Origin of the sequence: Streptomyces sp. NPDC001068, assembly GCF_042897315.1 — a bacterium.
In the GTDB taxonomy this organism is placed as follows: domain Bacteria; phylum Actinomycetota; class Actinomycetes; order Streptomycetales; family Streptomycetaceae; genus Streptomyces.
The window spans coordinates 268,503-291,174 of record NZ_JBIAYD010000002.1 but is presented as its reverse complement, the minus strand read 5'-3'; the positions used below and the strand labels follow the sequence as shown (position 1 = coordinate 291,174).

The window sequence follows — 22,672 nt, the reverse complement described above, 5'->3', positions numbered from 1 at the left end:
ATTGCATCGTTGCAAAACGTGTGCGAGGGTCTGCGCCATCGAGTTCACATCGAATTAACGAGGTGAATACCCCCATGAGCGGAGCGATGACGCGCCGACGGTTCCTTGCCCTCGGTGGTGGCCTTGCCCTGACCGGAGGGCTCGCGGCGTGCTCCTCCCCGCTCGCGGCCGGCCTGACGGGCTCGCAGCCGAACACGGCGGATGTCGTCTTCTGGAACCTCTTCACCGGCGGTGACGGCGCCAACATGGTGCGGATGGAGGAGGCGTTCCGGAAGGCCGACCCGGGAACGACGGTCGAGGCGACCATCCTGGGCTGGGGCAATCCGTACTACACGAAGCTGGCCCTGGCGACCGCGAGCGGTACGCCGCCGGACGTCGGCATCACCCACCTCTCACGGCTTCCGCTGCTGGCCGCCTCCGGTCTGCTGGAGCCGATCGACCGGACCCCGCTCGGGGAACTGGGTGTCACCCGGGACAAGTTCACCCCGGCGGCCTGGGAGAAGGCCACCGTGGACGGCACCGCGTACGCGGTACCGCTGGACACACATCCCTTCGTCCTCTTCTACAACGTGGAAATCGCCCGCAAGGCGGGCCTGCTCGACTCGGCCGGTGACGGTCTCGTGCCCCTCAAGGGCAAGGAGGACTTCGTCGACGCGGTGAAGGCGATGCGGGACGCGGGCGGCGCCCAGTACGGCGCGGTCATGTCGATCACCGCGGACCCGTCCACGGCCTGGCGGTTCTTCAGCATGGTCTACTCCGGTCTGGCCGGCCCCATCGTCACCGACTCCGGCACGAAGATCGCCATCGACGACGAGGCGATGCGGGAGACCGTCGCCTTCATGCAGAGCCTGACCGGTCCGGACCTCATGCCGAAGAACCTCACCGGAGCCGGCGCCAACGCCCTCTTCAGCACCGGCAAGGCCGGTTTCCTCTTCGACGGCGAGTGGCAGATCCCGACGTACCGGCAGGTCGAGAACCTGAAGTTCAACGTGGTGCCGTTCCCGGCGCTGCTCGGCCGAAAGCCGGTGGCGTACGCCGACTCGCACGCGCTCGTCCTGCCGCGCAACGACCGGGGTGACGCCACCCGCACCCGCAACGCGGCGAAGTTCGTCAAGAGCCTGCTCGACAACAGCGCGGTGTGGGCCGAGGGCGGCCACATCCCGGCCTGGCTGCCGACCCAGCAGAGCAAGGCGTTCCTCGGCCTGTCGCCACAACGCAACTACGTCCGGGCCGCGTTCGACGCCCAGTACGACCCGGTGGCCTGGTACACCGGCGCCGGCTCCGACTTCCAGGGCGTGATCGGCGGGACCGTCATCGAGGCGCTCGCCGGGCGGATCACGCCCCAGGGCATGGCCGCCGCGATGCGTTCCGCCCTGAAGCGGTACACCACGTCCCGACCGCCGGTCACGATGAAGTAGGAGGCAGTCACCATGACGACCGTCGTCTCGGCGCGACCGGCATCCGCCGGGACCGCCACGGGCCTCGCCGCCGACCGGCCCGCCCCCTCGGAACGGCGGGCGGGCAGGCTGCTCACCGCTCCGTTCCTCGTGATCTACCTGCTGTTCCTGGTCGGCCCGCTGCTCGTCGGCGTGGTGCTGAGCTTCTTCAACACCACCACCGTCAAGAGCGGCCTCGGGGACTTCGTCGGCCTCTCCAACTACCGCGAGGTGCTCACCGACTCCCTGTTCTGGGAGAGCATGTGGCACTCGGTGCTCTTCACGCTGCTGACCACGCCCCCGCTGGTGATCCTCGCCCTCGGCGTCGCCGTGCTGGCCTCGCGGGTACGGCGCGGCCGCCTCTTCTACCGCATCGCCTTCTTCGTCCCCTACGTCGTGCCGTCCTCCGTGGTCACCCTGGTCTTCCTGTGGATGTACACCCCGCAGATCGGCCTCATCCCGAAGGTCTTCGACGCCGTCGGACTGCCGGTGCCGGACTTCATCGGCAGCACCTCGGGCGGCTGGACCGCCGTCGTGCTGATGACCGTGTGGTGGACGTTCGGCTTCAACTTCGTCCTCTACACCGCGGCGATCCAGGACGTCCCCGCGGACGTCTACGAGGCGGCGGCCATCGACGGCGCGAGCCCCTGGCAGCAGATCCGCCACATCACCGTGCCGCTGCTCGGCCGGACCACCAGCCTGGTGCTGATCCTCCAGATCCTCGCCTCGCTCAAGGTGTTCGACCAGATCTACCAGCTGCTCGGCGGCGGACCCAACCAGTCCACCCGGCCGGTCATCGAGTACATCTACGACACCGGCTTCACCGCCTACCGAGGTGGCTACGGCGCTGCCGCCACCATGGTCTATTTCGTCATCATCGTCGCCGTCTCGGCGGCCTGGTACGGGCTGCGGCGCCGTCGTGCGGCCGGCAGCGCGGCCTGAGCGGAGGACCCATGACCACCATCACCCAGCCGCGGCCCGCCGAACCGAAGGACGCGCCCGACGGCGCCAGGCTCTTCAACCGGCTCTGCGCCACCTGCCTGACCCTGTTCGCCCTGATCTGGCTGGTTCCCTTCGTCTGGGCACTGATCACCTCGCTGCGCGACGACGCGGCCATCACCCGCAGCCCGACGTCGATCTTCGACGGCGGCTGGTCGCTGGACGCGTACTCGACCGCCTGGGACAACCACCCGATCGGCACCTGGTACCTCAACAGCCTTGTCATCTCGGTACTCGCCGTGATCTTCACGGTGGCCTTCTGCTCGATGGCCGGATTCGCGCTGGCGTTCCTGCGCTTCCGCGGGCGGGCCCTGGTGATGGCCGTCGTCACGGCAGGCCTGATGCTGCCCACCGAGGCGCTGGTGCTGCCCCAGTTCATCGAGTACCGGTCCTTCCACCTGCTCGGCACCTTCTGGGCGCTGGTACTGCCGTCGGTCGCGGCACCGATCTCGGTGTTCGTCTTCCACTCCTTCTTCCGCGGCATCCCCGTCGCGCTGATCGAAGCGGCCCGTATCGACGGTGCGAGCTGGTGGCGGGTCTACGCCGCCGTCTGCATGCCGATGTGCCGCCCGGCGGTGTCCACGGTCGCGATCCTCACCTTCATCGGCTCCTGGAACTCGTTCCTGTGGCCGCTGCTGGTCCTCAGCCAGACCAGGTCCCAGACCATCCCGGTCGGCCTCGCCTCGCTGGTGGACCCCACCAGCCCGCAGTACGCCGAGATCATGGCCTCCTCGGTCCTCGGCTTCATCCCGCTCGTCGCCGTCTTCCTGGTCTTCCAGCGCCAGATCGTCCAGGGGATCGCCACGACGGGCATCAAGTGACCGGTGGGGCCCGGCCGTTCACGGCCGTTCAGGGAACCGGGCTCGCCGGGCCTACTTTCCCGCGGTCTTCTGCGGGCGCAGGGACGAGAACGCGGCCCGGAGCTCCTCGCTGAAGATGCCCGGTACCTCCCAGGCCGCGAAGTGGCCGCCGCTGCGGGCCCGGTGGTAGTAGATGAGATCGTGGTAGGCGCGTGCCGCCCAACTGCGCGGAGCCTGGTATATCTCGCCGGGGAACACCGAGACGGCGGCCGGGACGGACACCGAGACGGCGTTGAAGTTGTTGGCGTTGTTCTCCCAGTAGAGCCGGGACGAGGAGACCGCGGTGTTCGTCACCCAGTAGAGCGTGATGTCGTTCAGCATCTCGTCCTTGGTCAGGACGCGCTCCGGGTGGCCGCCGCTGTACGTCCACGCCGCGAACTTGTCGTACATCCAGGCGGCGAGTCCGGCGGGCGAGTCCGTCAGCCCGTACCCCTCGGTCTGGGGCCGGGTGACCATCATGGCCGAGTAGCCGGAGCCGGTCTTGTAGAAGGTGGCGAGCTTGTCGTACGCCGCCCTCTCGTCGGTGTCGAGACCGGCCGGCGCCGGATAGCCGCACTGGAGGCGCTGCGCGATGTCCGGAGGAACGGTGGCCGGGAAGTTCACGTGGATGCCGAGCAGTCCCGGGGGCTTCTGCACGGCCATCTTGTCCGAGATCACGGCGCCCCAGTCGCCGCCCTGGGACACGAAGTGCCGGTACCCCAGGCGGTCCATGAGCACCGCCCAGGCGCGTGCGATGCGGTCGGGATTCCAGCCGGTGGTCGTCGGCCGCTCCGAGAACCCGTAACCGGGCATCGAGGGGATGACGAGGTGGAAGGCGTCCTCGGCGCGGCCGCCGTGCGCCGTGGGGTCGCTGAGCGGTCCGATGACCTTGAGGAACTCCAGGACGGAGCCGGGCCAGCCGTGGGTGAGGATGATCGGCAGGGCGTTCGCGTGCCGGGAGCGGACGTGGATGAAATGGATGTCCAGTCCGTCGATCTCGGTGAGGTACTGCGGCAGGGAGTTGAGGGTCTCCTCGACGTTCCGCCAGTTGTACTTCGTCCCCCAGTACTCGGTGAGTTCCTTCATCGTCGCCAACTGGACGCCCTGGGACTGGTCGTGGACCGTCTCCCGGTCGGGCCAGCGGGTCGCCCGTATCCGGCGGCGCAGCTCGGACAGGTCCTGCTCCGGGACGTGCACCCGGAACGGACGGATGCTCTGTCTCTCGCTCACCGAGGCCGGCTTGGCCGGTCTCTCCCAGGGCCGCATGCCGACGGCCCCGGTCGCGGCCCCGGTCGCCGCCACGGTCACGGCCGTGGCGGACGTGGAGAGGAACGTCCGACGTGAGTACGAGCGCAGGAACTCGGGCATCACGGATCTCCTTGCGGTCGGTCCGGGGACCGTAGGGGGAGCGCGGAGGAGGCGCTTCAGCAGCGTGGAACGAACGCGTCTCACGCACCGCCGCGTCGTCGCGGAGGATGAGAATGGCGTGGGGTGACGACCCTTTTCGACGCAGCATGCTCATTACATAGGGTAACGATATCTCGCCCTGTGTGAGCGCGCGACCGGAGCGCCGTGGCAGCCGCGGGCGCGGGTGCCGTGTGCGGGGCGTGACGGACGGGGTGTCACCGCGATGCGGGCGGTGCCGCCCGTGGCGCCCCCGGTCCGTCCGGCCCCTCGTCCATCACGCGTCTCAATGGTCGAGACGGGTGTTTGACATTAGGCGATCTTATGGCGGATAAAGTACTTGCTTTGGCCACGTTATGACTTTCCGTGGCGATCCAGCCCTGCTAGCCGAATGAGTACCGACGTGTCCCACCCCTCCGCCTCCCCGGCCCCCGTCGACCCCCGGCAGGAGTGGGACGCCTGGTGTGCCGGGCGTCTCCGCGCCCTCACCTCGCCGACCGGCAACCTCGCCCTCGTCGAGACCCGCTGGCTCCCGGCGGGGGAGGAGGGCGACGCCGACGCGGCGCGCGCCGGGCAGCCCGAGGGTGTGACGGTCACCACGCTGAGCCGCACCGACCTCGTCACCGGCGAGCCCGAGCACGGCCTGCGCTTCTGGGACGCCGACGCGCCCGCCATCCGCCACTTCGCGGGCGTCGGCACCTTCCCGTACGACCCGGCCTGGGTCCTTGAAGCCGCCTACACCCCGGTCCCGGGCGCCCGCCGGATCGCCTTCGAGCACATCCGGGACAACGGCGGCAGCCGTGACCTCGTCGTCCCCGGCGACATCACGCTCACCGTGGACGGCCGCGACTACACCCTCAGCGCCTTCGACGACGACGGCACCCTGCTGCTCGTCTTCGGCGACCCGACCAACGGGGACATCACCTACGGCGCCGGCCGCTTCCTGTTCGTCGAGCGCACCGCCGACGAGAGCCGGGTCGTCCTCGACTTCAACCGGGCCTTCGTGCCGCCCTGCGGCTTCTCCGATCAGTACAACTGTCCGATGCCGCCGCGGCAGAACCGCTTCCACCTGCCCGTCGAGGCCGGCGAGAAGCTCCCCGTCTTCCGCGACGGCTTCGCCGCACAGCACTGATCGTCCGCAGCCCCTCTCCCCGTACCGCAGCACGAAAGCGCACGCACGCCATGAGACTGAACAAGCCCGCCCTGTACGCCGCCGCGACCACCGCCACCCTCGCGCTCGTCCTCACCGCCTGCGGCGGCTCGGCGACCAGCGCCTCCGGCGGCACCTGGGACAAGAACGCCACCGTCAACATCGGGTCCCTGTACGAGCCGCAGAACCTCGACAACACCGCGGGCGGCGGCCAGGGCGTCACCGAGGCCCTCAACGGCAACGTCTACGAGGGCCTCTTCCGGCTCACCGACGACGGCAAGGTCGACAAGCTCCTCGCGAAGGACTACAAGGCCAGCGCCGACGGCCTGACCTACACCTTCACCCTGCGCGACGGCGTGAAGTTCCACAGCGGAAAGGAACTCACCAGCGCCGACGTCAAGTACAGCCTGGAGAAGGTCCTCGCCGACGACTCGCAGTCCGCCCGCAAGAGCAACCTCGAGGTCGTCAAGGACATCGCCACCCCCGACGCGCACACCGTCAAGGTCACGCTGTCCCAGCGGTCGATCTCCTTCGTCTACAACCTCTCCTACGTCTGGATCATCAACTCCGAGGCGAAGAACCTGAAGACCGGCGAGGACGGCACCGGACCGTACACGCTGGGCAAGTGGACCCGCGGCTCGGCGCTGAGCCTGAACCGCTTCGCCGGCTACTGGGGCGACGCGGCCGCCAACAAGCAGGTCGTCCTCCACTACTTCAAGGACGCCACCGCCCTCAACAACGCCCTGCTGACCAACGCCGTCGACGTGGTCACCAGCGAGCAGTCCCCGGACGCCCTCGACCAGTTCAAGAGCAACCAGAACTACAAGGTCAACGACGGCAACTCCACCACCAAGCTGCTGCTCGCCTTCAACGACAAGGCCAAGCCCTTCACCGACGTCAAGGTGCGCCAGGCCGTCTCCGCCGCCATCGACGACAAGAAGCTCCTGGAGTCGGTCTGGGGCGACTACGGCAAGCTCATCGGCTCGATGGTGCCGCCCACCGACCCCTGGTACGAGGACCTCACCAAGGTGAACGCCTACGACGTCACCAAGGCCAAGCAGCTGCTCGCCGAGGCCGGTTACGCCAAGGGCTTCTCCTTCACCCTCGACACGCCCAACTACGACCCGCACCCCACGGCCGCGACCTTCATCAAGTCACAGCTCGCCAAGGTCGGCATCGACGTCAAGATCAACACGATCACGCCCGACGAGTGGTACACCAAGGTCTACAAGAACCACGACTTCACGGCGACGCTCCAGGAGCACGTCAACGACCGGGACCTGGTCTGGTACGGCAACCCCGACTTCTACTGGGGCTACGACAACAAGCAGGTCACCCAGTGGGTCGCGCAGGCCGAGGAGGCCACCACGACCGCGCAGCAGACCGAACTGCTCAAGAAGGTCAACCGGCAGACCGCCGAGGACGCGGCCAGTGACTGGCTCTACCTCTACCCGCAGATCGTCGTCGCGAGCACCAAGGTCTCCGGGTACCCGCTCAACGGCCTGAACTCCCAGTTCTACGCGTTCGACATCAAGAAGAAGGACTGATGGGGCGCTACCTCCTCAGACGCCTCGCCTTCCTCGCGGTGTCACTGGTGCTGGCGAGCGTGGTGCTGTTCGTCCTGCTGCGGCTGCTGCCCGGCGACCCGGCCAACGCGCTCACCTCGGTGGGCGCGAGCCCGGAGCAGATCGCCGCGGCCCGCCACTCCATCGGCTCCGACCGGCCGCTGCCCGAGCAGTTCACCCACTGGCTCGGGCAGCTGGCGAGCGGCGACCTCGGCACCTCTTTCGTCAGCTCCCTGCCGGTCGGCCCCGAGGTGAGCGCCCGCCTGAACGTCACCGTCCCGCTGACGCTGGCCGCGTTCGTGCTGGCCGTCCTCGTCGCCGTACCCGTCGGCTTCGTCGCCGCCCACAGGCGGCACACCTGGTACGGCGCCCTGCTCAGCGGGGTCTCCCAACTGGGCATGGCGGTACCGGTGTTCTGGCTCGGCATGATCCTCATCGCGGTGTTCGCGCTGAACGCGGGGTGGCTGCCCTCCGGCGGCTTCCCGCAGGACGGCTGGGCGGCGCCCGCCGACGCCGTCCGCTCCCTGGTCCTGCCGGTGGTGACCATCGCCCTCGTGATGAGCGCCTCCCTGATCCGGTACGTCCGCTCGGCCACCCTCGACGTCCTCGGCAGCGACCACCTGCGCACCGCCCGTGCGCTCGGCGCGTCCTTCCCGGCCGCCATGTGGCGGCACGGGCTGCGCAACGCCTCCGTGCCGGTGATCTCCGTGCTCGGCATCGAGCTCGCCTCCACCCTGCTCGGCGCGGTCGTCGTGGAGTCCGTGTACGCGCTGCCCGGCCTCGGTTCGCTGCTCGCCACCGGTATCGCCCAGCACGACTACCCGGTGATCCAGGGCGTCCTGTTCGTCTCCACCCTCGCCGTCCTGCTGATCGGGTTCGTCGCCGACCTCGTGCAGCGGATCATCGACCCGCGGCTGCGCGGCCGGCTGTCGGGAGGCGCCCGATGACCACGACCGACACGACCGACGTCCTGGACAAGGCCCCGGCCGCCGCACCCGCCCGCGGCCGCCGCCGCTCCGCGACCCTGCTGGCCGGCTGCACCCTCACCGGTCTGATCGCGCTGCTCGCGCTCGTCTCGCTGGTCTGGCTGCCCTACGCCACCGACGACACCTCCGGCGGCCGGCTCGCCGGTCCCGGCGACGGACACCTGCTCGGCACCGACAAGCTGGGCCGGGACCTGTTCACCCAGCTGATGACGGGCTCCCGGATAGCCGTCGAGGCCGGCCTCGGCTCGGTGCTGATCGCCGCGCTGATCGGCGTCACCCTCGGGGTGCTCGCCGCCTTCGCGCAAGGATGGCTCGACGACACCCTCGCCGCGTTCCTCGACATCCTGATCGCGTTCCCGACCCTGCTGCTCGCGATGCTCGTCGTCGCCGCCCGCTCGGCGACCCTCTCCTCCGCCCTACTGGCCATCGGCCTGGCCCAGAGCGCCGTCGTCGCCCGGCTGGTGCGGATACTGGTCAAGCGCGTCCTCGCGCAGGACTACGTCACGGCCGCCCGCACCTCGGGCACCTCCTGGCCGCGCACCGTCGCCGGGCACGTGCTGCCCAACATCTGGCCCACCCTCGTGGTCAACCTCGCCCTCCAGTTCGGCCTCGCCGTGCTGGCCGAGGCCGGCCTGTCCTACCTCGGTCTCGGCGCGCCGCCGCCCAACGCCTCCTGGGGCCGCATGCTCCAGGAGGCCCAGGCCACCTTCACCACCGCCCCGGCCGGCGCGCTGGCCCCCGGCATCCTGCTGGTCCTGCTGGTCGTCGGCGTCAACCTGATCGCCGACGGACTGCGCGACACCCTCGACCCGGCGACCCGACGGAGGCGGTCATGACCCTCCTCGACGTGGACGGCCTGACCGTGCGCACCGCCGACGGGCGCACCCTGGTCGACGACCTCTCCTTCCGGATCGACGCGGGCGAACGGCTCGGCCTGATCGGCGAGTCCGGCTCCGGCAAGTCCCTGACCACCCTCGCCCTGCTGGGCCTGCTGCCCGACGGGATGCGCGCCGAGGGCAGCGTGACACTGGCCGGCACACAGGTCGTGGGCGCCACCGAGAAGCAGCTCACCGCGGTCCGCGGACGCCGCGCGGCCGTGGTCTTCCAGGAACCGCTGACCGCGCTCGACCCGCTGATGCGGGTCGGCCGACAGATCGCCGAGCCGCTGGCCCGCCGCACCGGCCTCAGGGGCGGGCGGCTGCGGGACGCCGTGGGGGAGGCCCTGGACCGGGTCCGGCTGCCCGAACCCGGCCGGATCGCCCGTGCCTTCCCGCACGAGATCTCCGGCGGCCAGCGCCAGCGCGTCGCCCTCGCCATGGCCCTCGCCTGCGAGCCGGACCTGCTGATCGCCGACGAACCCACCACCGCCCTCGACGTGTCCGTGCAGGCCGAGGTGCTCGACCTGCTCGACACCCTGGTGCGCGAGCGGGGGATGGCCGTGCTGTTCGTCAGCCACGACCTCGCCGTCGTCGCGAAGATCGCCGACCGCGCCCTCGTCCTCAAGGACGGCCGGGCCGTCGAGGAGGGGCCGGTCCTCGACGTGATCGGCACGCCGACCGCCGAGTACACCCGAACGCTCGTCGCCGGTGCCCGCAAGCTGGAGGCCGCGCTGGACCTGAGGAGCGCCCGATGACCCCCGTACTCGAACTCGACGACGTGGCCGTCCGCTACCGGGGCGCCGCCGCCGACACCGTCCAGGGCGTGTCCCTCGCCGTCGAACCGGGACAGTCGCTGGCGCTGGTCGGCGAGTCCGGCGCCGGCAAGACCACCCTGCTGCGACTCCTGCTCGGCCTCGCCCGCCCCACGAGCGGCACGGTCCGCTTCGACGGCGAGCCCCTCGCCCCGCGCGACCGGCGGCAGCAGCGCCGGTTCCGCCGTGCTGTGCAGTGCGTCTTCCAGGACCCGTACTCCTCCCTGGACCCGCGCCGCCGCGTGGCGGCCATCGTCGCCGAACCGCTGCGTTCCCTGGGCCTCGACAGCCGTACGACCGCCGCGCCCAAGGTGGCCGCCGCCCTGGAGCGGGTCGGGCTGCCCGCCGACGCGGCCGACCGCTACCCGCACGAGTTCTCCGGCGGCCAGAGGCAGCGCATCGCCATCGCCCGGGCCATCGTCTGCGACCCGCGCGTGCTGCTCGCGGACGAACCGGTGAGCGCGCTCGACCTCACGACCCGGGTGAAGGTCGTCGACCTGCTCGCCGAACTCAAGCAGGAGCGCGACCTCACCCTGGTCATGGTCAGTCACGACCTGTCGGTGGTCGCCTCGCTGTGCGAGCGCACGGCGGTGCTGGAGCGGGGCCGGCTGGTCGAACAGGGCGCCACCGGCCGGGTGCTGGGCGCTCCGGAGCACCCGTACACCCGGCGGCTGATCGACAGCGTGCCCCGGCTGCCCGTCTGAGTCAGACGGCCGGGCCGAAGTAGTGGCCCTTGTCCAGGTCCTCCAGCAGGCCCGGGTGGGAGGGCCGCCAGTCCAGCAACTCGCGGGTGGCGATGCTGGAGGCCGGGTTGTCCAGGCCGATGAAGCCGCCCAGCCAGGTGAAGTGCGCGGCCGCGTCGGAGGGCGCCACCGATACCACCGGCACCCCCAGGTGACGGCCGATCACCTCGGCGACGTCGCGGATCGCCACGCCCTCCTCGCCCGCGCCGTGCAGTACGGAACCGGCCGGCGCCTTCTCCACGGCCAGCCGGAACAGCCGCCCGATGTCGAGCCGGTGCGCGGCGGGCCACCGGTTGGAGCCGTCGCCGACGTAGCCGGAGACGCCCCGCTCCCGGGCGATGGCGACCAGCGCCGCCATGAACCCGTTGTCGCCCTCGCCGTGGCAGGTGGGCGCGAGCCGGACCACCGAGGCACGCACACCACGTGAGGCCAGTTCCAGCGCCGCCAGGGCGGTGGCCTGTCGCTCGTGGACCGGAGAGCCGTCGACGTCCGGCATGTCCAGCTCGGTGACCGGTCGGCCCGTGGCGAAGCCGAGCAGACCGGAGGCGAGCACGAAGGGCCGGTCGGAGCCCGCCAGCACCTCGCCGAACGCGTCCACGGCCCGGCGGTCCGCCTCGGCCGCGCCCCGGAAGTCGCCGCTGAAGGCGATGTCGTGCTTGAAGGCGAGATGGATCACGCCGTCCGAGGCGGCGGCCCCGCGCAGCACGTCCAGATCGTCGACGGTGCCGCGCACGACCTCCGCGCCGGCCTCGGTGAGCTTCGCGGCGGACGCGTCCGAGCGGGCCAGCCCGACCACCTGGTGCCCGGCGTCGAGCAGTTCGGGAACGACGGCGGAGCCGAGCCAGCCCGACGCGCCGGTGACGAAAACACGCATGGGAGAACCCCTGACTATCGATGACAGTGACTGACATCGACAGTAGCACTCGATGTCAGTCACTGTCATCGCGTAGGATTCGGCCATGGGCAGATGGGAGCCGAACGCGCGCGAGCGCCTGGCGGCAGCGGCGTTGCAGCTCTACGGCGAGCAGGGGTACGAGCAGACGACCGTGGCGCAGATCGCCCGGCAGGCGGGCCTGACCGAGCGGACCTTCTTCCGGCACTACGCCGACAAGCGCGAGGTCCTCTTCGCGGGCTCCCCGCTCCAGGATCTCTTCGTGGGCGCCGTCGCCGGGGCGCCGCCGTCCGCGCCGCTGCTCGACGTGCTCGGCGCCGGATTCGACGCGGCGTCGGAGATGTTCGCCGGCCGGCACGAGTACGCCCTGCGCCGGCAGGCCGTGGTGAACGCCCACTCCGAACTCCGGGAACGTGAGCTGATCAAGCTCGCCGCACTGGCCGCCGCCCTGGCCGACGCCCTGCGCGGGCGAGGGATCCCGGAACCCACCGCGGCCCTCGCCGCGGAGACCGGGGTGGCCGTGTTCAAGGTCGGCTTCGAGAGGTGGATCACGACGCCGGAGGAGACCGACATGGCGCCGCTGATGCGGGAACTGCTGGACGAACTCGGCAGAATGACGGCCACCGCCTGAGAGCCGGCCCCGGCGTGCGGCGGGAGACCGGCGGGCGCGGGGGCGCAGGCCTTGGGGACCGCGTCCCGCACGGGCGGGACGCGGTCCGCGACGACGCCGAAGCGCAGCCGTACGGCACCGCCGATCACCCTGGCGCACGCCGATCGCTCATGGGGCGTGCTCAGGCTCCGGAATGCAGGTGCGTGGTCCGGGGACCCCGGCCCAGGTCCGCGTCGTCCGCGCGGACAGTGCCCACCAGAGCGGTCGGGGTGACCTCCAGCGCGGTCACCAGTACCGGACCCGGGTCGGGCTGCCGTGTCGCCTGGTCGTGCAGGGCCTTCTCGATCGCGGCGGTGATCGCGGGCGGTGCGGGCCGGCCCAGGACGCGGGCGGCCACCAGCTCGAACGCGGTCCGGCCGTCCTGGAGCAGCGGCCGGACCGTGACGGTGGCCAGTCCGCCGCGTACCGACAGCACCAGGGTGCCGTGCGCCGGATCGGTGCTCACCGCGGAGACGGCCAGTCCGGGCGCGTTCCGCTGCAGGGACCGCGCGACCGCGTCGGCCGGCACCGTGACCCGGCCGCGCAGCCGTCCGACGCGCGGTGTGCCCCGCAGTTCCACGTCCGTCAGCCGGAGTTCCACCGAGGCCCCGGTGAGCCGGCCGAGCCGCGCGTCGTCGCCGGTGACCGTCACCCGGTCGAACCGTCCCCGGGCCAGGCCCAGCAGCGCGGACCCGCCCAACCGCACCCGGTTGTCGCCGATCCGGGTCCGCAGCCGGCCGGAGAGCCGTCCGTCGACGAGCTCGCGCGCGACGACTTCGCCGGTCCCCGCGAGCAGCACCAGCAGGGCCAGTGCGACCGCCGCCGGCCGTCGGACCCGGCGGAGCCGCCGCCGCACCGGACTTGGGGCGGGCTTCGCCGAGGTGCCGCGCGCAACCGGCGCGGACGTCGCGCCCGTCCGGGCCGTCACCGGGTCACCGCTCCCGACGCCGACGGTTCCGCCGGAGCGTCCGGATTCCCGGAGCCCTCCGGATCGAGGCGCGGCAGGATCCGGTCCAGCCACCGGGGTATCCACCAGTTGGCCTCGCCCAGCAGGTACATGGCGGCCGGCACCAGCAACAGGCGTACCACCGTGGCGTCCAGGACCACGCTGACACCCAGTCCCAGCGCGAGCATCTTGATGACGACGCTGGTCGACAGCAGGAACGCGAGGAACACACTGGTCATGATCAGTGCGGCGCAGGTGATGACCCGCGCGGTGCCGGCCAGTCCGACGGCCACGCCGCGGTGGTTGTCCCGGGTCTCCAGCCAGGTCTCGCGCACCCGCGACAGCAGGAAGATCTCGTAGTCCATGGAGAGCCCGAAGACGATCGCGAACATCATCATCGGGACGTACGACTCCACCGACACCTTCTCGTCGACGCCCAGCAGGGCCGCACCCCAGCCCCACTGGAAGACCGCCACCACCACCCCGAACGACGCGGTGATCGACAGCAGGTTCAGCACCGCCGCCTTGAGCGCCACCACAGGGCTGCGGAACACCGCGAGCAGCAGCACGAAGGCCGCCGCGACCACGACCCCGACGACCACCGGCAGCCGGTCGGCGAGGATGTCCCGGAAGTCCTGCTGGGCGGCGGTGGTGCCGGTCAGGTAGCCCCTCGCGCCCTTGCCGGACAGGACGCCCGGCAGCACGTCGTCGGACAGCCGGTGCACCAGGTCGGTGGTGGCCCGGTCCTGGGGCCCGGTGTCCGGCGTGACCGTCGAGACCAGCAGCGCGCCGTCCGCCGTGGGCACCGGCCGGGTGGCGGAGGCGACCCCGGGCGTGCCGGTGAGCGCGTCCCGCAGCGCGCCGGCCAGCGCGTCGCGCTCCGCGCCGGTCGTCGCGTGGTCCTTGTCCAGGGTGACGACGACGGTCAGCGGCCCGTTGGTGCCCGGCCCGAATCCCCTCGCGACCAGGTCGTGGGCGCGGCGCTCGGTGTACGACGCCGGTGAGGCACCGGCGTCGACGTGCCCGAGCCGCAGTGCCGCGGCCGGTGCCCCGAGCACGCCCAGTACCACGAGGCCCAGCAGCAGGAACGTCCACGGGCGCCGGCGGACCGTCGCGGCCCACCGGTGCCAGACGTCACCACTGTCGTCGGGCTCGTCCACCGGGGTGCGCACACGCCAGCGGTCGATCCGCCGCCCGGCCAGCCCCAGCAGCGCGGGGGTGAGGGTGAGCGCGGCGACCGCGCCGACCAGGACGGTGGTGCCGGCCGCGACCCCCAGCATGCCGATGAAATCGACGCCGGAGGCGAACAGCCCGGCGAGCGCCGCGGTCACGGTGAGAGCGGCCACCAGCACGGCCCGCCCGCTGGTGGCGACGGTCCGCGCGGCCGCCTCCACCGGCCCGTCCGCGGAGTGCAGCAGCTTGCGGTGGCGGGTGACGAGGAACAGCGAGTAGTCCAGGCCGACACCCAGCCCCATCATCGTGGCCAGCGTCGGCGAGGCCGCCGCGAACGAGTACCGGGCCGCGAGCAGCCCGAGCGTGCTCAGCCCCGCGAGCAGCCCGATGATCGCCGTGAGCAGCGGGAAACCGGCCGCCGCCACACTGCCGAAGCCCAGGAGCAGCACCAGCACGGCCGTGCCGATGCCGATGGCCTCCGACGCGCGGTCGGCAGCCGCCGGACGGGCCAGCTGGCCGAGCGGCCCGCCGTACTCCACGGTGACGTCGTCGGCGCGCAACGCGTGCACGGCGCCGTCGACCCGCTCGACGTACGACTTCTCGAACTGCGCGGGATTCCTCCGGAACCTGACCGTGTAGTAGCCGGTACGGCCGTCGTCCGCGACCGCGCCGGCCGTGTCGAGCGGTGCCGCGACCGAGACCACCTCGGGCAGGGCGGCGAGCCGTTTCCCGGCCGTCACGAGCGTGTCGCGGTGCCCGGAGAGCGGCCCGTCGTCCGAGCGGACGACGATCTGCGCGGCGACTCCCCGTGAACCCGTCGCGCCATGGGCGTCGAGCAGGTCGGATCCGGTGCGGGACGGGGTGCCGGACAGGTCGAAGTCGTCGGCGTAGGCGCCGCCCCAGGCACGGTCGGCGGCCACGGCGGCCAGCAGCACGAGGAGCCACACGCCGATCACCCGCCAGGGGTGGCGCGCGCACGCACGCCCCACGCGGTGCAGCAGCCCGCGCCCGGGCGAACCGCTGTCCTCCACCGGTGTCGTGCCGGTGAGGCCGGAGAGTCGCATGCCTTGCTCCCTGGGTCGTGGAGGGGACGGCGCGCCGCGACCGGGAGACAGGGTACGGACGGCGCCCCGCCCCCGGCCGACGGCAGACCGCCATGGAGTCGGCCCCGATCATCACCCGGGGACCACGAGGAGATCATTGGCGCAGTGTTAGGGGACTGTTAGGCCGCCCCCGCGGACCGGGCCGGGACGGGAGCACGCCGCCGGTGCTGCTTAGGATCACCGCAGGCCCACCGGGACGCGGGGGCGGACACCCGAGCGGCGGAAGGAGGCGGGCATGAACCCCGGGAACGGACTCGTGCTGATCGTCGAGGACGACCCGAACATCGCCTCCCTGCAGGAGCTCTACCTCGCCCGCAACGGCTTCGACACCCACGTCGAGACCGACGGCCTGCGGGGACTGGACGCCGTCGTACGCCTGCGCCCGGTGGCGATCGTGCTGGACGTGGCGCTGCCCAAACTCGACGGCGTGACCTTCTGCCGGCGGCTTCGGGAACGCGACGACTGGACGCCCGTCCTGATGGTCACCGCCCGCGCGGACGAGTCCGACCGCATCCTCGGCCTGGAACTCGGCGCCGACGACTACATCACCAAACCCTTCTCGCCGGGCGAACTCGTCGCCAGGGTCAACACCGTGCTGCGCCGCACCCGGGGCCGGCCCGCCGGCCGTACCCACGTGGTCGGCGGCCTGCGCGTCGACACGGACCGGCGCACCGTGCACCGGGACGGCTCGGAGGTCGAGCTGACCGCGACCGAGTTCAACCTCCTCGTCCACCTCCTGGACAGACGCGGCCGCGTCTTCACCCGGCGGGAACTGCTGGCGCAGGTGTGGGGCGAGGAGTCGTCGTACCGCGATCCACGTGTGGTCGACGTCTACGTTTCCCAGCTGCGCGGCAAACTCGGCGAGGCGAGCCCCATCCGCACGGTCCGCGGGGTGGGCTACGGAACCACGGACCCGGCCGCGTGACCCGGCGCAGAACAGGACTCGCCGGCGAACTCGTCCTGCTGGCCGCCGCCGTGACCACGGTGGCCGTCCTGCTGACCGGACTCGTCGCCTGGCACACCCTGCGGGGCGCCGCCGAGGCCCAGGAACGCGACCAGCTCGCCCGGCAGGCGAAGGTACTCGGCCGGGTACCCGCCCTGTCGGCGCTCCTGTACGAAGGGGAGCAGCGGATCGCCGGGGCGAACGGCGTCGAGATCGCCGTCGTCGACCCGGCGGGTGTGGTGACCGGGCCGGCCGCCCCGGCTCTGGACACCGCGCGCCGGGACGTACTCCTGTCCGGCAGGGCCCTGTCCTCGACCGGCGAACTCCGGGGCGCGGAAGTGCTCGTCGAAGGTGTGCCGGCGCGCACGGGCGGCGCCGTCGTCCTCACCAGACCGCTCACCGACGTCGACTCGGCGGCCGCCCGCATGCGCCGGGACCTGCTGCTCCCGCTCGGCGTGGGCCTGGCGGGCGCGGTCGCGGCCGGCGTGGCGCTGGCCCGGCGGTTCGCCCGTCCGCTCGGCCGCGCCGTGGACGTCGCCGCCCGCCTCGCCGCGGGTGAACGGGGCGTCACCGCGTCCGACCCGTCCGCCACGCCCGGCCCGGCCGAGGCGGTCGAACTGGGGCGGGCCCTGGGCGTCCTCGACGCCGCGCTGGTGAGCGGGGAACGCCGGCAGCGGGACTTCCTGCTGTCCGTCTCCCACGAGATCCGCACTCCGCTGACCAGCGTCCTCGGCTATGCGGAAGCCCTCGCCGACGATGTCGTACCGGCCGGGCGGCTGCCCGAGGTGGGCCGCATCCTGCACGCCGAGGCCCGGCGCCTCGACCGGTTCCTCGCCGACCTCCTCGACCTTGCGGCCCTGGAGACCGACGACTTCCGGCTCGACGTCGCCGACACCGACCTCGACGCGCTCGTGCGCGAGGCCGCGACGACCTGGCGGGAGCGGTGCGCGCGGCACGACGTCGAGTTCCGGCTGGAGCACCCCGGGCGGCCCGTGGCGGTGCGCACCGACGGCTTCCGGGTCCGCCAGCTGACGGACTGCCTGCTCGCCAACGCCCTGCGGATCACCCCGGCGGGCGCCCCCGTCGTGCTCGCTACGCGCGTGGGGGACGAGGGCGCGGAGATCGAGGTGCGCGACGGGGGCCCCGGGCTGACGGAGGGGGACCTCGCTGTCGCCTTCGAACGCGGCGCCCTCCACGAGCGGTACCGCGGGCTGCGCCCGGTCGGCACCGGGCTCGGACTCGCCATCGCGCACCGCCTGGCGACCCGGCTCGGCGGCACCCTGACCGCCCGGGCCCGCGGCCCGGAGGGCGGTGCCGTCTTCACCCTCCGCCTGCCGACGGCCGGGGACCCGGCGCGGGACCGCCCCTCGCACCGGCCGGACCACCACTGAGCCCCCGGGAGGCGGCGACCCCACCCGCCTCCTCGCCGGCCTCGGAGCCCGATCAGGTTTCAGCGCCCCGGCGCTGCCCGAAAGGATGAAGGTCCCGGTCGGACGGCGTGTCGCGGCCCCGTGCCCGGCACCCTTCACATCGCCGAGGCACATGCCGGGGATCAAGGGGGGCTGACATGGCACGCGAGCGGGAACGCAATCCGTTACGGCACCGGGCGCGGTACCTGTTCGACACAACGCTCGCCCGCAGCACCGCAACGCTGCTCGGCTGGCTCGCGATGTGCTGTCTGGCGGTCGTGGTACCCGTCAGCACCCTGCTGGTGTGGACGGATCCCGACGCGCCGCACTCGGTGTCCGGCAGGCTCACCCAGGTGTGGCGCACCAGCGCGGAGACGCTCCGGCTCGGCGCCGTGGCGGGTACTCCCACGCGGATGCTGCTGTCCGTACTGCTCGGCCTCGTCGCCCTGCTGTGCGTGTCGACGGTCGTCGGCGTCGTCACCACGGGCCTGGGCGACCGGCTCACCGATCTGCGGCGCGGCCGGTCGCGGGTGCTGGAGCGCGATCACGACGTGGTGCTCGGCTGGACCGACCAGATCTTCACGGTGGTACGCGAACTGGCCGCGGGCCGGGCGGGAAGCGGCCGGGGAGGAGGCAGGCGGGCCGCCGGAGCCCGGCGCGTGATCACCGTGCTCGCCGACCGGGATCCGGCCCACATGGAGAGCGTGCTCATGGCCGCGCCGGGCGTCACCGGCGCCGTCCGCCTGGTCTGCCGGACCGGCTCGCCCACCGACCCCGACGCCCTGGCCCTGGTCAGCCCGGGAGCGGCCAGAGCGGTGGTGGTACTGCCCGCCGACGACACCGACGGCGACCTCACGGTCGTGCGGACGCTGCTGGCGCTGCGTGCCCTGCTCGACGGCGATCACCGGGCGGGCACGCCGCGCGTGGTCGCCGCCGTGCACGACAGCCGGTACGTGCCCGCCGCGCGACTGGCCGCCGGGCCGCGCGGGACGGTCCTGGAGACCGACCGGACCGCGGCACGGCTGCTCGTGCAGGCGGCGCGCAGCCCCGGAATGCCCGCGGCACTGCGCGACCTGCTCGACTTCTCCGGGGCCGAGTTCCACGTGGTCGACCTCCCGGAGGCGGTGGGAGTGTCCTTCGAGGAGGTGGCGCTGCGGCTGGAGACGTCCTGTGCCGTCGGACTGCTGCGGGCCGGCCGTCCGTTGCTGACACCCGCGCCGCACACCGTCGTGGAACCGGGGGACCGGCTGGTCACCGTCGCCCACGACGACCGGGTCACGCCGCTCACCGACCGTTGGGCCCGCATCGACACCACGGCCATCGTCCCGGCCGGTCCCCCTGCCGAACTCCCGCCCGTACGACTGCTGTTGCTGGGGTGGAACCGCAGGGCGCCCATGATCGTGGACGCCCTGCGCGCAACGGCACGGCCGGGCTCGGTCCTCGACGTGGTGGACGCCACGCCGACCGGTCCCGTCTCCTTCAGTACCGCTGGTCCATCGGACGCGCCGTTGGTCCTGGCCCATCACCCCCGCGACCTGGCGGCTCCCGAGGCCCTGCACGGGCTCGATCTCGCCGCCTACGACAGCGTCGTCGCCCTGGGTTCCGACCAGGAGACGGGGCCCGAACGAGCCGACGAGCGAACCCTGCTGGCGCTGCTGACCCTGCGGTCCTGGGAGGAACGGACGGACCGGGTGCTGCCGGTGGTGGCCGAGCTGCGCGACCACCGCAGCCGCAGGGTCGCGCCGCTCGGGCCGGCCTCCGACGTCGTACTGCGGGGCGAACTCACCGCCCTGCTCATGGCGCAGATCGTGCACAACCCGGAACTGGCCGCCGTGTTCGAGGAGATCTTCGCCGCGCGTGGCGGCGCGCTCGCCCTGAGGCCCGCCGCCCGCTACGTGGTCCCCGGCCGTGAGGCCACGTTCGGCACCGTGGTCGCGGCCGCGCTGGAACACGGTGAGTGCGCGATCGGCCATCTCGCGCACGACCCGCGGGCGGCCCGCCCCTACGACGGTGTGGTGCTCAGCCCCGCCAAGTCCGAACGCCGGGTGTGGAGTACGGATGACCAGGTCCTGGTGGTGACCGCGGGACCGGCCGTCCCCGGCCCCGCCGACGGCCCGCCCGTCGTCGTGGCCGCCCGGCGACCGGAACCGCCGCGTCTCCCTTGTCCCGAGTGCCGTGACGGGCGGCGGCCGCCGTCGGGGGGCGGGGGGCGGGAGTGAACGGGCGTGCGGATGCGCTACGATTCATCACGAGCTGGCCGCCGTGAAGTCCCGGTGTCCGGTGTCGCGTTGGTGGTCCAAGGAAAGACGCCCCGCTTCCTGCGGGGAAATGCAGGTGCAAGGCCTGCCCGGCGCTCGATGAAGGGGCCCGTCCGTGATGCGGACGGGCCCCTCGGCGTCGTACGCCCGACCGCTCCCGGACGCTCCGGGCCCGTGCGGTCGGCGCCCGACAGGGCGGGCAACGGGTCAGAGCCCCGCCAGCCAGGCGGCGGTCTCGTCGGGGTGCGCGAAGCGGAGGCAGTCGAGCGGGGCGAAGCGCGGATCGCTCGTACGCCGGCGGACCTCCTCCTGGCGGGCGGTGTGCTGGGACCAGGACCACCACACCGGGTGCTCCCGGCTCAGCCAGCCGCCCCAGGTCTCCCTGTTGCCGCCGAACAGCACCTCACGCCTGGCTGAACGGCGGAAGGACCTGCGCACCACCCTGGGCATGACGACGTGCCGTGGATAGTCCAGCCACACCACCGTGTCGGCCCGCTCCCACAACAGGTCGCGGACCTCCGGGTACCCGAGGGAGTCCACGATCCAGCGCGGTGCCGCGCTGAACCCGGACACGTCCTCGGCGAAGGAGCCGTTCACCGCCCAGTCGGGGCCGTTGAAGTACAGGGCGTCCATCTCGTGGTACGGCAGCCCGAGCCGGCCGCCGAGGGCGCGGGCGAGCGTCGACTTGCCCGCGCCCGTGACACCCACCACCAAGATCCGTTCCACGACGGCACCCTATCCCGGCAACTCCGGCCGGTCCGGGGCGCGGTCGTCCGGACGGCATTCCGGCGGCGCGCGAGCGGGAGGTCAGCCGCGTCCGGCGCGCGGCAGGACCTGGACCGTGTCGCCGACGGCGCGTTCGCCGGTGGCGTCGGAGGTGACGTTGACGAGGCTGCCGGCGACGGCCATGGCGGTGGAGCCGCCGCCGTCCAGGTTGAGTGCCTGCACCGCGCCGAGCGAGCGCATGAACCGGGCGGCCTCGGCGAGCGTGAAGCCCTCGCTGACACCGGGCTGCCGGCCGTCGACGGTCGCCAGGAGCAGCCGTCCGCGACCGTCGACGCCCGCCATGGTGCGCGGCTGGCGCACGTTGGACCAGGCGAACCCGAAGGAGAGGTCGAGCGGGTCGAGCGTGCCCTCCGCGGTGGCGTCGATGTGGACCCGGCCGTCCTCGACCAGGGTCGGGGCCGCGCTGACGACGCTGTCGTCGGAACCGAGCCGGACCCGCCTGCCCGAGGCGTCCCGGACGGTCTCGCGCAGCTTCAGCCGGCTGCCCGTTCCGGCGTGCTCGGCGAGCCAGGCGGCCGCGGACCCGGTGCCCTGGAGAACCGAGCCGCCCGTGGGCACGGAGCCGCCCCGTTCGCCGCGGGCGACGACGACACCGTGCCGGTCGAGAGCCACCTGGACACCGGCGCCGGTCGGCAGCGGCGCCCCGAACTCGGAGGTGAACTTCACCAGGTCGTCCGCGAGCGAGCAGGTCACGTCCTGACGGGGAAGCGCGGTGGGTACCGCGCCGGGGCGGCCGCAGTCGCGCACCTTGCCCGGCACCCGGTTGATGCCCTCCACCGCGCGGACGGCGGAGCCGGAACGGACGGTCACGGTGGTGGACAGGTCCGCGACCCGGACGTGCCGTCCGCCGTCGGCGAGGATCAGCGCGGCACGGGAACCCACCGCCATGGACTGCAACTCGCCGTGCACCGCGGACAGTCCGGACGAGGTGCCCTGGACGCCGTCCGCGTCGGAGGTGACGAAGAACCCGCCGTTGACACCGACCAGGGAGCCCAGCCGGGCGGCCACCGTCGACGTCTTCTCGCGGTCGGCGGCGTTGCCTCCGTCCGTCACCTCGACGGTGCCGCGCAGCCGGGCCGGGTCGACGACGGCGACGTGGACGCGTTCCGCGTCGGCGCGCTCGCGCCCGTCGTAGCCTGTCCACTCCACGGAGGTACGGAAGCCGGCGGCCGACACCGCCGAGCCCAGCGTGGCCGCGTCGGCCTGCGTCGCGGAGCCGCCGACCCTGACCTGCCAGCCCATCGTGCCGTGCGGGGTGTCGGCGTACCGGTCCCATGTCACCCGCTCGACGCGCGGCGCGAACCCGGCGGCCCGCAGCCGTCCGGCGGTGCCGTCCGCCCAGTCGCGGTCGCCCAGCTGGGCCCAGGTGGCCGCGCCGGTGAGGCGGTTGACGGCAGGAGCCTGGACGGTGACCGTCCACACGCCGCCGGTCCGTCCGCTGTCGAGGATGCCGGTACGGACCTCGACCCCGGGCGCGAGCTGCCGTGTGGTCCATGTGACGGCGTCGGCGGCGGGACTGCCGGTCCGCGTGCTCACGTCGACCCGCGTGCTCGCGTCGGCCTGCGGTACGCAGGCGACCAGGGCCAGCGCGGTCCCCAGCACCCAGCCCCGTGCTGCCCCGCGGCGCACACCCCGCGCCGCGCACCCGAACGTCCCGGTTCCGACAGACATGCCTCTCCCGACGTACGACTCGACGCGTGC

Annotated in this window: 19 protein-coding genes; 13 read left to right on the top strand and 6 right to left on the bottom strand. The window is 72.5% G+C overall.

The window, feature by feature from the left end; translation table 11 throughout:
- The first annotated feature begins 74 nt into the window (after nt 1–74).
- From ACFY3I_RS06635 to ACFY3I_RS06625, 3 genes are read left to right on the top strand one after another with little or no spacing between them, the layout of a single operon-like run.
- Nucleotides 75–1,418 (top strand): extracellular solute-binding protein, encoded by a 1,344-nt coding sequence (locus ACFY3I_RS06635; protein WP_390859651.1) that lies wholly within the window; start codon nt 75–77, stop codon nt 1,416–1,418.
- A 12-nt stretch (nt 1,419–1,430) separates the two neighbouring features.
- The gene (locus ACFY3I_RS06630) at nt 1,431–2,378 is read left to right on the top strand and encodes a carbohydrate ABC transporter permease (protein WP_390859650.1); all 948 of its coding nucleotides are present in this window, start codon (nt 1,431–1,433) and stop codon (nt 2,376–2,378) included.
- Nucleotides 2,379–2,389: 11 nt separating this feature from the next.
- Nucleotides 2,390–3,256: a carbohydrate ABC transporter permease gene (locus tag ACFY3I_RS06625; protein ID WP_390859649.1), complete on the top strand. Its 867-nt coding sequence runs from the start codon at nt 2,390–2,392 to the stop codon at nt 3,254–3,256.
- Between the two features lie 51 nt (nt 3,257–3,307).
- On the opposite strand, the gene ACFY3I_RS06620 is transcribed toward ACFY3I_RS06625, so the two are convergent.
- A complete protein-coding gene (locus ACFY3I_RS06620; RefSeq protein WP_390859648.1) occupies nt 3,308–4,642 on the bottom strand; it encodes an epoxide hydrolase family protein in 1,335 nt (444 codons plus the stop codon).
- A 427-nt stretch (nt 4,643–5,069) separates the two neighbouring features.
- Between ACFY3I_RS06620 and ACFY3I_RS06615 the strand changes: the two genes are divergently transcribed.
- Genes ACFY3I_RS06615 through ACFY3I_RS06590 form a run of 6 tightly spaced genes read left to right on the top strand, consistent with a single transcriptional unit; the run spans nt 5,070 to nt 10,773 of the window.
- A complete protein-coding gene (locus tag ACFY3I_RS06615; protein WP_390859647.1) occupies nt 5,070–5,810 on the top strand; it encodes a DUF1684 domain-containing protein in 741 nt (246 codons plus the stop codon).
- A 50-nt stretch (nt 5,811–5,860) separates the two neighbouring features.
- Complete coding sequence (locus ACFY3I_RS06610; RefSeq protein ID WP_390859646.1) at nt 5,861–7,375, top strand: ABC transporter substrate-binding protein; 1,515 nt, start codon at nt 5,861–5,863, stop codon at nt 7,373–7,375.
- A complete protein-coding gene (locus ACFY3I_RS06605) occupies nt 7,375–8,340 on the top strand; it encodes an ABC transporter permease (protein WP_390859645.1) in 966 nt (321 codons plus the stop codon). The genes ACFY3I_RS06610 and ACFY3I_RS06605 overlap by 1 nt, the downstream gene beginning before the upstream one ends.
- On the top strand, nt 8,337–9,215 hold the full coding sequence (locus tag ACFY3I_RS06600) for an ABC transporter permease (RefSeq protein WP_390859644.1): 879 nt from the start codon (nt 8,337–8,339) through the stop codon (nt 9,213–9,215). Before ACFY3I_RS06605 ends, ACFY3I_RS06600 begins: the two co-directional genes overlap by 4 nt.
- On the top strand, nt 9,212–10,012 hold the full coding sequence (locus tag ACFY3I_RS06595; RefSeq protein WP_390859643.1) for an ATP-binding cassette domain-containing protein: 801 nt from the start codon (nt 9,212–9,214) through the stop codon (nt 10,010–10,012). The genes ACFY3I_RS06600 and ACFY3I_RS06595 overlap by 4 nt, the downstream gene beginning before the upstream one ends.
- Nucleotides 10,009–10,773 (top strand): ABC transporter ATP-binding protein, encoded by a 765-nt coding sequence (locus ACFY3I_RS06590; protein WP_390859642.1) that lies wholly within the window; start codon nt 10,009–10,011, stop codon nt 10,771–10,773. Before ACFY3I_RS06595 ends, ACFY3I_RS06590 begins: the two co-directional genes overlap by 4 nt.
- Nucleotide 10,774: 1 nt before the next feature.
- On the opposite strand, the gene ACFY3I_RS06585 is transcribed toward ACFY3I_RS06590, so the two are convergent.
- Complete coding sequence (locus ACFY3I_RS06585; RefSeq protein WP_390859641.1) at nt 10,775–11,686, bottom strand: SDR family oxidoreductase; 912 nt, start codon at nt 11,684–11,686, stop codon at nt 10,775–10,777.
- Between the two features lie 85 nt (nt 11,687–11,771).
- Between ACFY3I_RS06585 and ACFY3I_RS06580 the strand changes: the two genes are divergently transcribed.
- A complete protein-coding gene (locus ACFY3I_RS06580; RefSeq protein ID WP_390859640.1) occupies nt 11,772–12,335 on the top strand; it encodes a TetR/AcrR family transcriptional regulator in 564 nt (187 codons plus the stop codon).
- Between the two features lie 160 nt (nt 12,336–12,495).
- Here ACFY3I_RS06580 and ACFY3I_RS06575 read toward each other — a convergent pair whose 3' ends face one another.
- Nucleotides 12,496–13,281 (bottom strand): DUF2993 domain-containing protein, encoded by a 786-nt coding sequence (locus ACFY3I_RS06575; protein ID WP_390859639.1) that lies wholly within the window; start codon nt 13,279–13,281, stop codon nt 12,496–12,498.
- Nucleotides 13,278–15,536, bottom strand: coding sequence for an MMPL family transporter (locus tag ACFY3I_RS06570; RefSeq protein ID WP_390859638.1), 2,259 nt, complete (start codon nt 15,534–15,536; stop codon nt 13,278–13,280). Before ACFY3I_RS06570 ends, ACFY3I_RS06575 begins: the two co-directional genes overlap by 4 nt.
- A gap of 274 nt (nt 15,537–15,810) precedes the next feature.
- Between ACFY3I_RS06570 and ACFY3I_RS06565 the strand changes: the two genes are divergently transcribed.
- The 3 genes from ACFY3I_RS06565 to ACFY3I_RS06555 all read left to right on the top strand — a co-directional run bounded on the left by ACFY3I_RS06565 (nt 15,811) and on the right by ACFY3I_RS06555 (nt 20,146).
- A complete protein-coding gene (locus ACFY3I_RS06565) occupies nt 15,811–16,500 on the top strand; it encodes a response regulator transcription factor (RefSeq protein ID WP_390859637.1) in 690 nt (229 codons plus the stop codon).
- On the top strand, nt 16,497–17,909 hold the full coding sequence (locus ACFY3I_RS06560) for a sensor histidine kinase (RefSeq protein WP_390859636.1): 1,413 nt from the start codon (nt 16,497–16,499) through the stop codon (nt 17,907–17,909). The genes ACFY3I_RS06565 and ACFY3I_RS06560 overlap by 4 nt, the downstream gene beginning before the upstream one ends.
- A 176-nt stretch (nt 17,910–18,085) precedes the next feature.
- The gene (locus tag ACFY3I_RS06555) at nt 18,086–20,146 is read left to right on the top strand and encodes an NAD-binding lipoprotein (RefSeq protein WP_390859635.1); all 2,061 of its coding nucleotides are present in this window, start codon (nt 18,086–18,088) and stop codon (nt 20,144–20,146) included.
- 246 nt (nt 20,147–20,392) lie between these two features.
- Here the strand turns inward: ACFY3I_RS06555 and ACFY3I_RS06550 are convergent, their stop codons facing one another.
- The gene (locus tag ACFY3I_RS06550) at nt 20,393–20,911 is read right to left on the bottom strand and encodes an adenylate kinase (RefSeq protein WP_390859634.1); all 519 of its coding nucleotides are present in this window, start codon (nt 20,909–20,911) and stop codon (nt 20,393–20,395) included.
- Between the two features lie 81 nt (nt 20,912–20,992).
- Nucleotides 20,993–22,642: a phosphodiester glycosidase family protein gene (locus ACFY3I_RS06545; protein WP_390859633.1), complete on the bottom strand. Its 1,650-nt coding sequence runs from the start codon at nt 22,640–22,642 to the stop codon at nt 20,993–20,995.
- Between the last annotated feature and the right edge of the window lie 30 nt (nt 22,643–22,672).

Excerpts from the sequence above, each read along its gene's own strand:
- ACFY3I_RS06635 (WP_390859651.1), top strand. The coding sequence starts at position 75 with ATGAGCGGAGCGATGACGCGCCGACGGTTCCTTGCCCTCGGTGGTGGC.
- ACFY3I_RS06630 (WP_390859650.1), top strand. The coding sequence starts at position 1,431 with ATGACGACCGTCGTCTCGGCGCGACCGGCATCCGCCGGGACCGCCACG.
- ACFY3I_RS06625 (WP_390859649.1), top strand. The coding sequence starts at position 2,390 with ATGACCACCATCACCCAGCCGCGGCCCGCCGAACCGAAGGACGCGCCC.
- ACFY3I_RS06620 (WP_390859648.1), bottom strand. The coding sequence starts at position 4,642 with ATGCCCGAGTTCCTGCGCTCGTACTCACGTCGGACGTTCCTCTCCACG.
- ACFY3I_RS06615 (WP_390859647.1), top strand. The coding sequence starts at position 5,070 with ATGAGTACCGACGTGTCCCACCCCTCCGCCTCCCCGGCCCCCGTCGAC.
- ACFY3I_RS06610 (WP_390859646.1), top strand. The coding sequence starts at position 5,861 with ATGAGACTGAACAAGCCCGCCCTGTACGCCGCCGCGACCACCGCCACC.
- ACFY3I_RS06605 (WP_390859645.1), top strand. The coding sequence starts at position 7,375 with ATGGGGCGCTACCTCCTCAGACGCCTCGCCTTCCTCGCGGTGTCACTG.
- ACFY3I_RS06600 (WP_390859644.1), top strand. The coding sequence starts at position 8,337 with ATGACCACGACCGACACGACCGACGTCCTGGACAAGGCCCCGGCCGCC.
- ACFY3I_RS06595 (WP_390859643.1), top strand. The coding sequence starts at position 9,212 with ATGACCCTCCTCGACGTGGACGGCCTGACCGTGCGCACCGCCGACGGG.
- ACFY3I_RS06590 (WP_390859642.1), top strand. The coding sequence starts at position 10,009 with ATGACCCCCGTACTCGAACTCGACGACGTGGCCGTCCGCTACCGGGGC.
- ACFY3I_RS06585 (WP_390859641.1), bottom strand. The coding sequence starts at position 11,686 with ATGCGTGTTTTCGTCACCGGCGCGTCGGGCTGGCTCGGCTCCGCCGTC.
- ACFY3I_RS06580 (WP_390859640.1), top strand. The coding sequence starts at position 11,772 with ATGGGCAGATGGGAGCCGAACGCGCGCGAGCGCCTGGCGGCAGCGGCG.
- ACFY3I_RS06570 (WP_390859638.1), bottom strand. The coding sequence starts at position 15,536 with ATGCGACTCTCCGGCCTCACCGGCACGACACCGGTGGAGGACAGCGGT.
- ACFY3I_RS06565 (WP_390859637.1), top strand. The coding sequence starts at position 15,811 with ATGAACCCCGGGAACGGACTCGTGCTGATCGTCGAGGACGACCCGAAC.
- ACFY3I_RS06555 (WP_390859635.1), top strand. The coding sequence starts at position 18,086 with ATGGCACGCGAGCGGGAACGCAATCCGTTACGGCACCGGGCGCGGTAC.
- ACFY3I_RS06545 (WP_390859633.1), bottom strand. The coding sequence starts at position 22,642 with ATGTCTGTCGGAACCGGGACGTTCGGGTGCGCGGCGCGGGGTGTGCGC.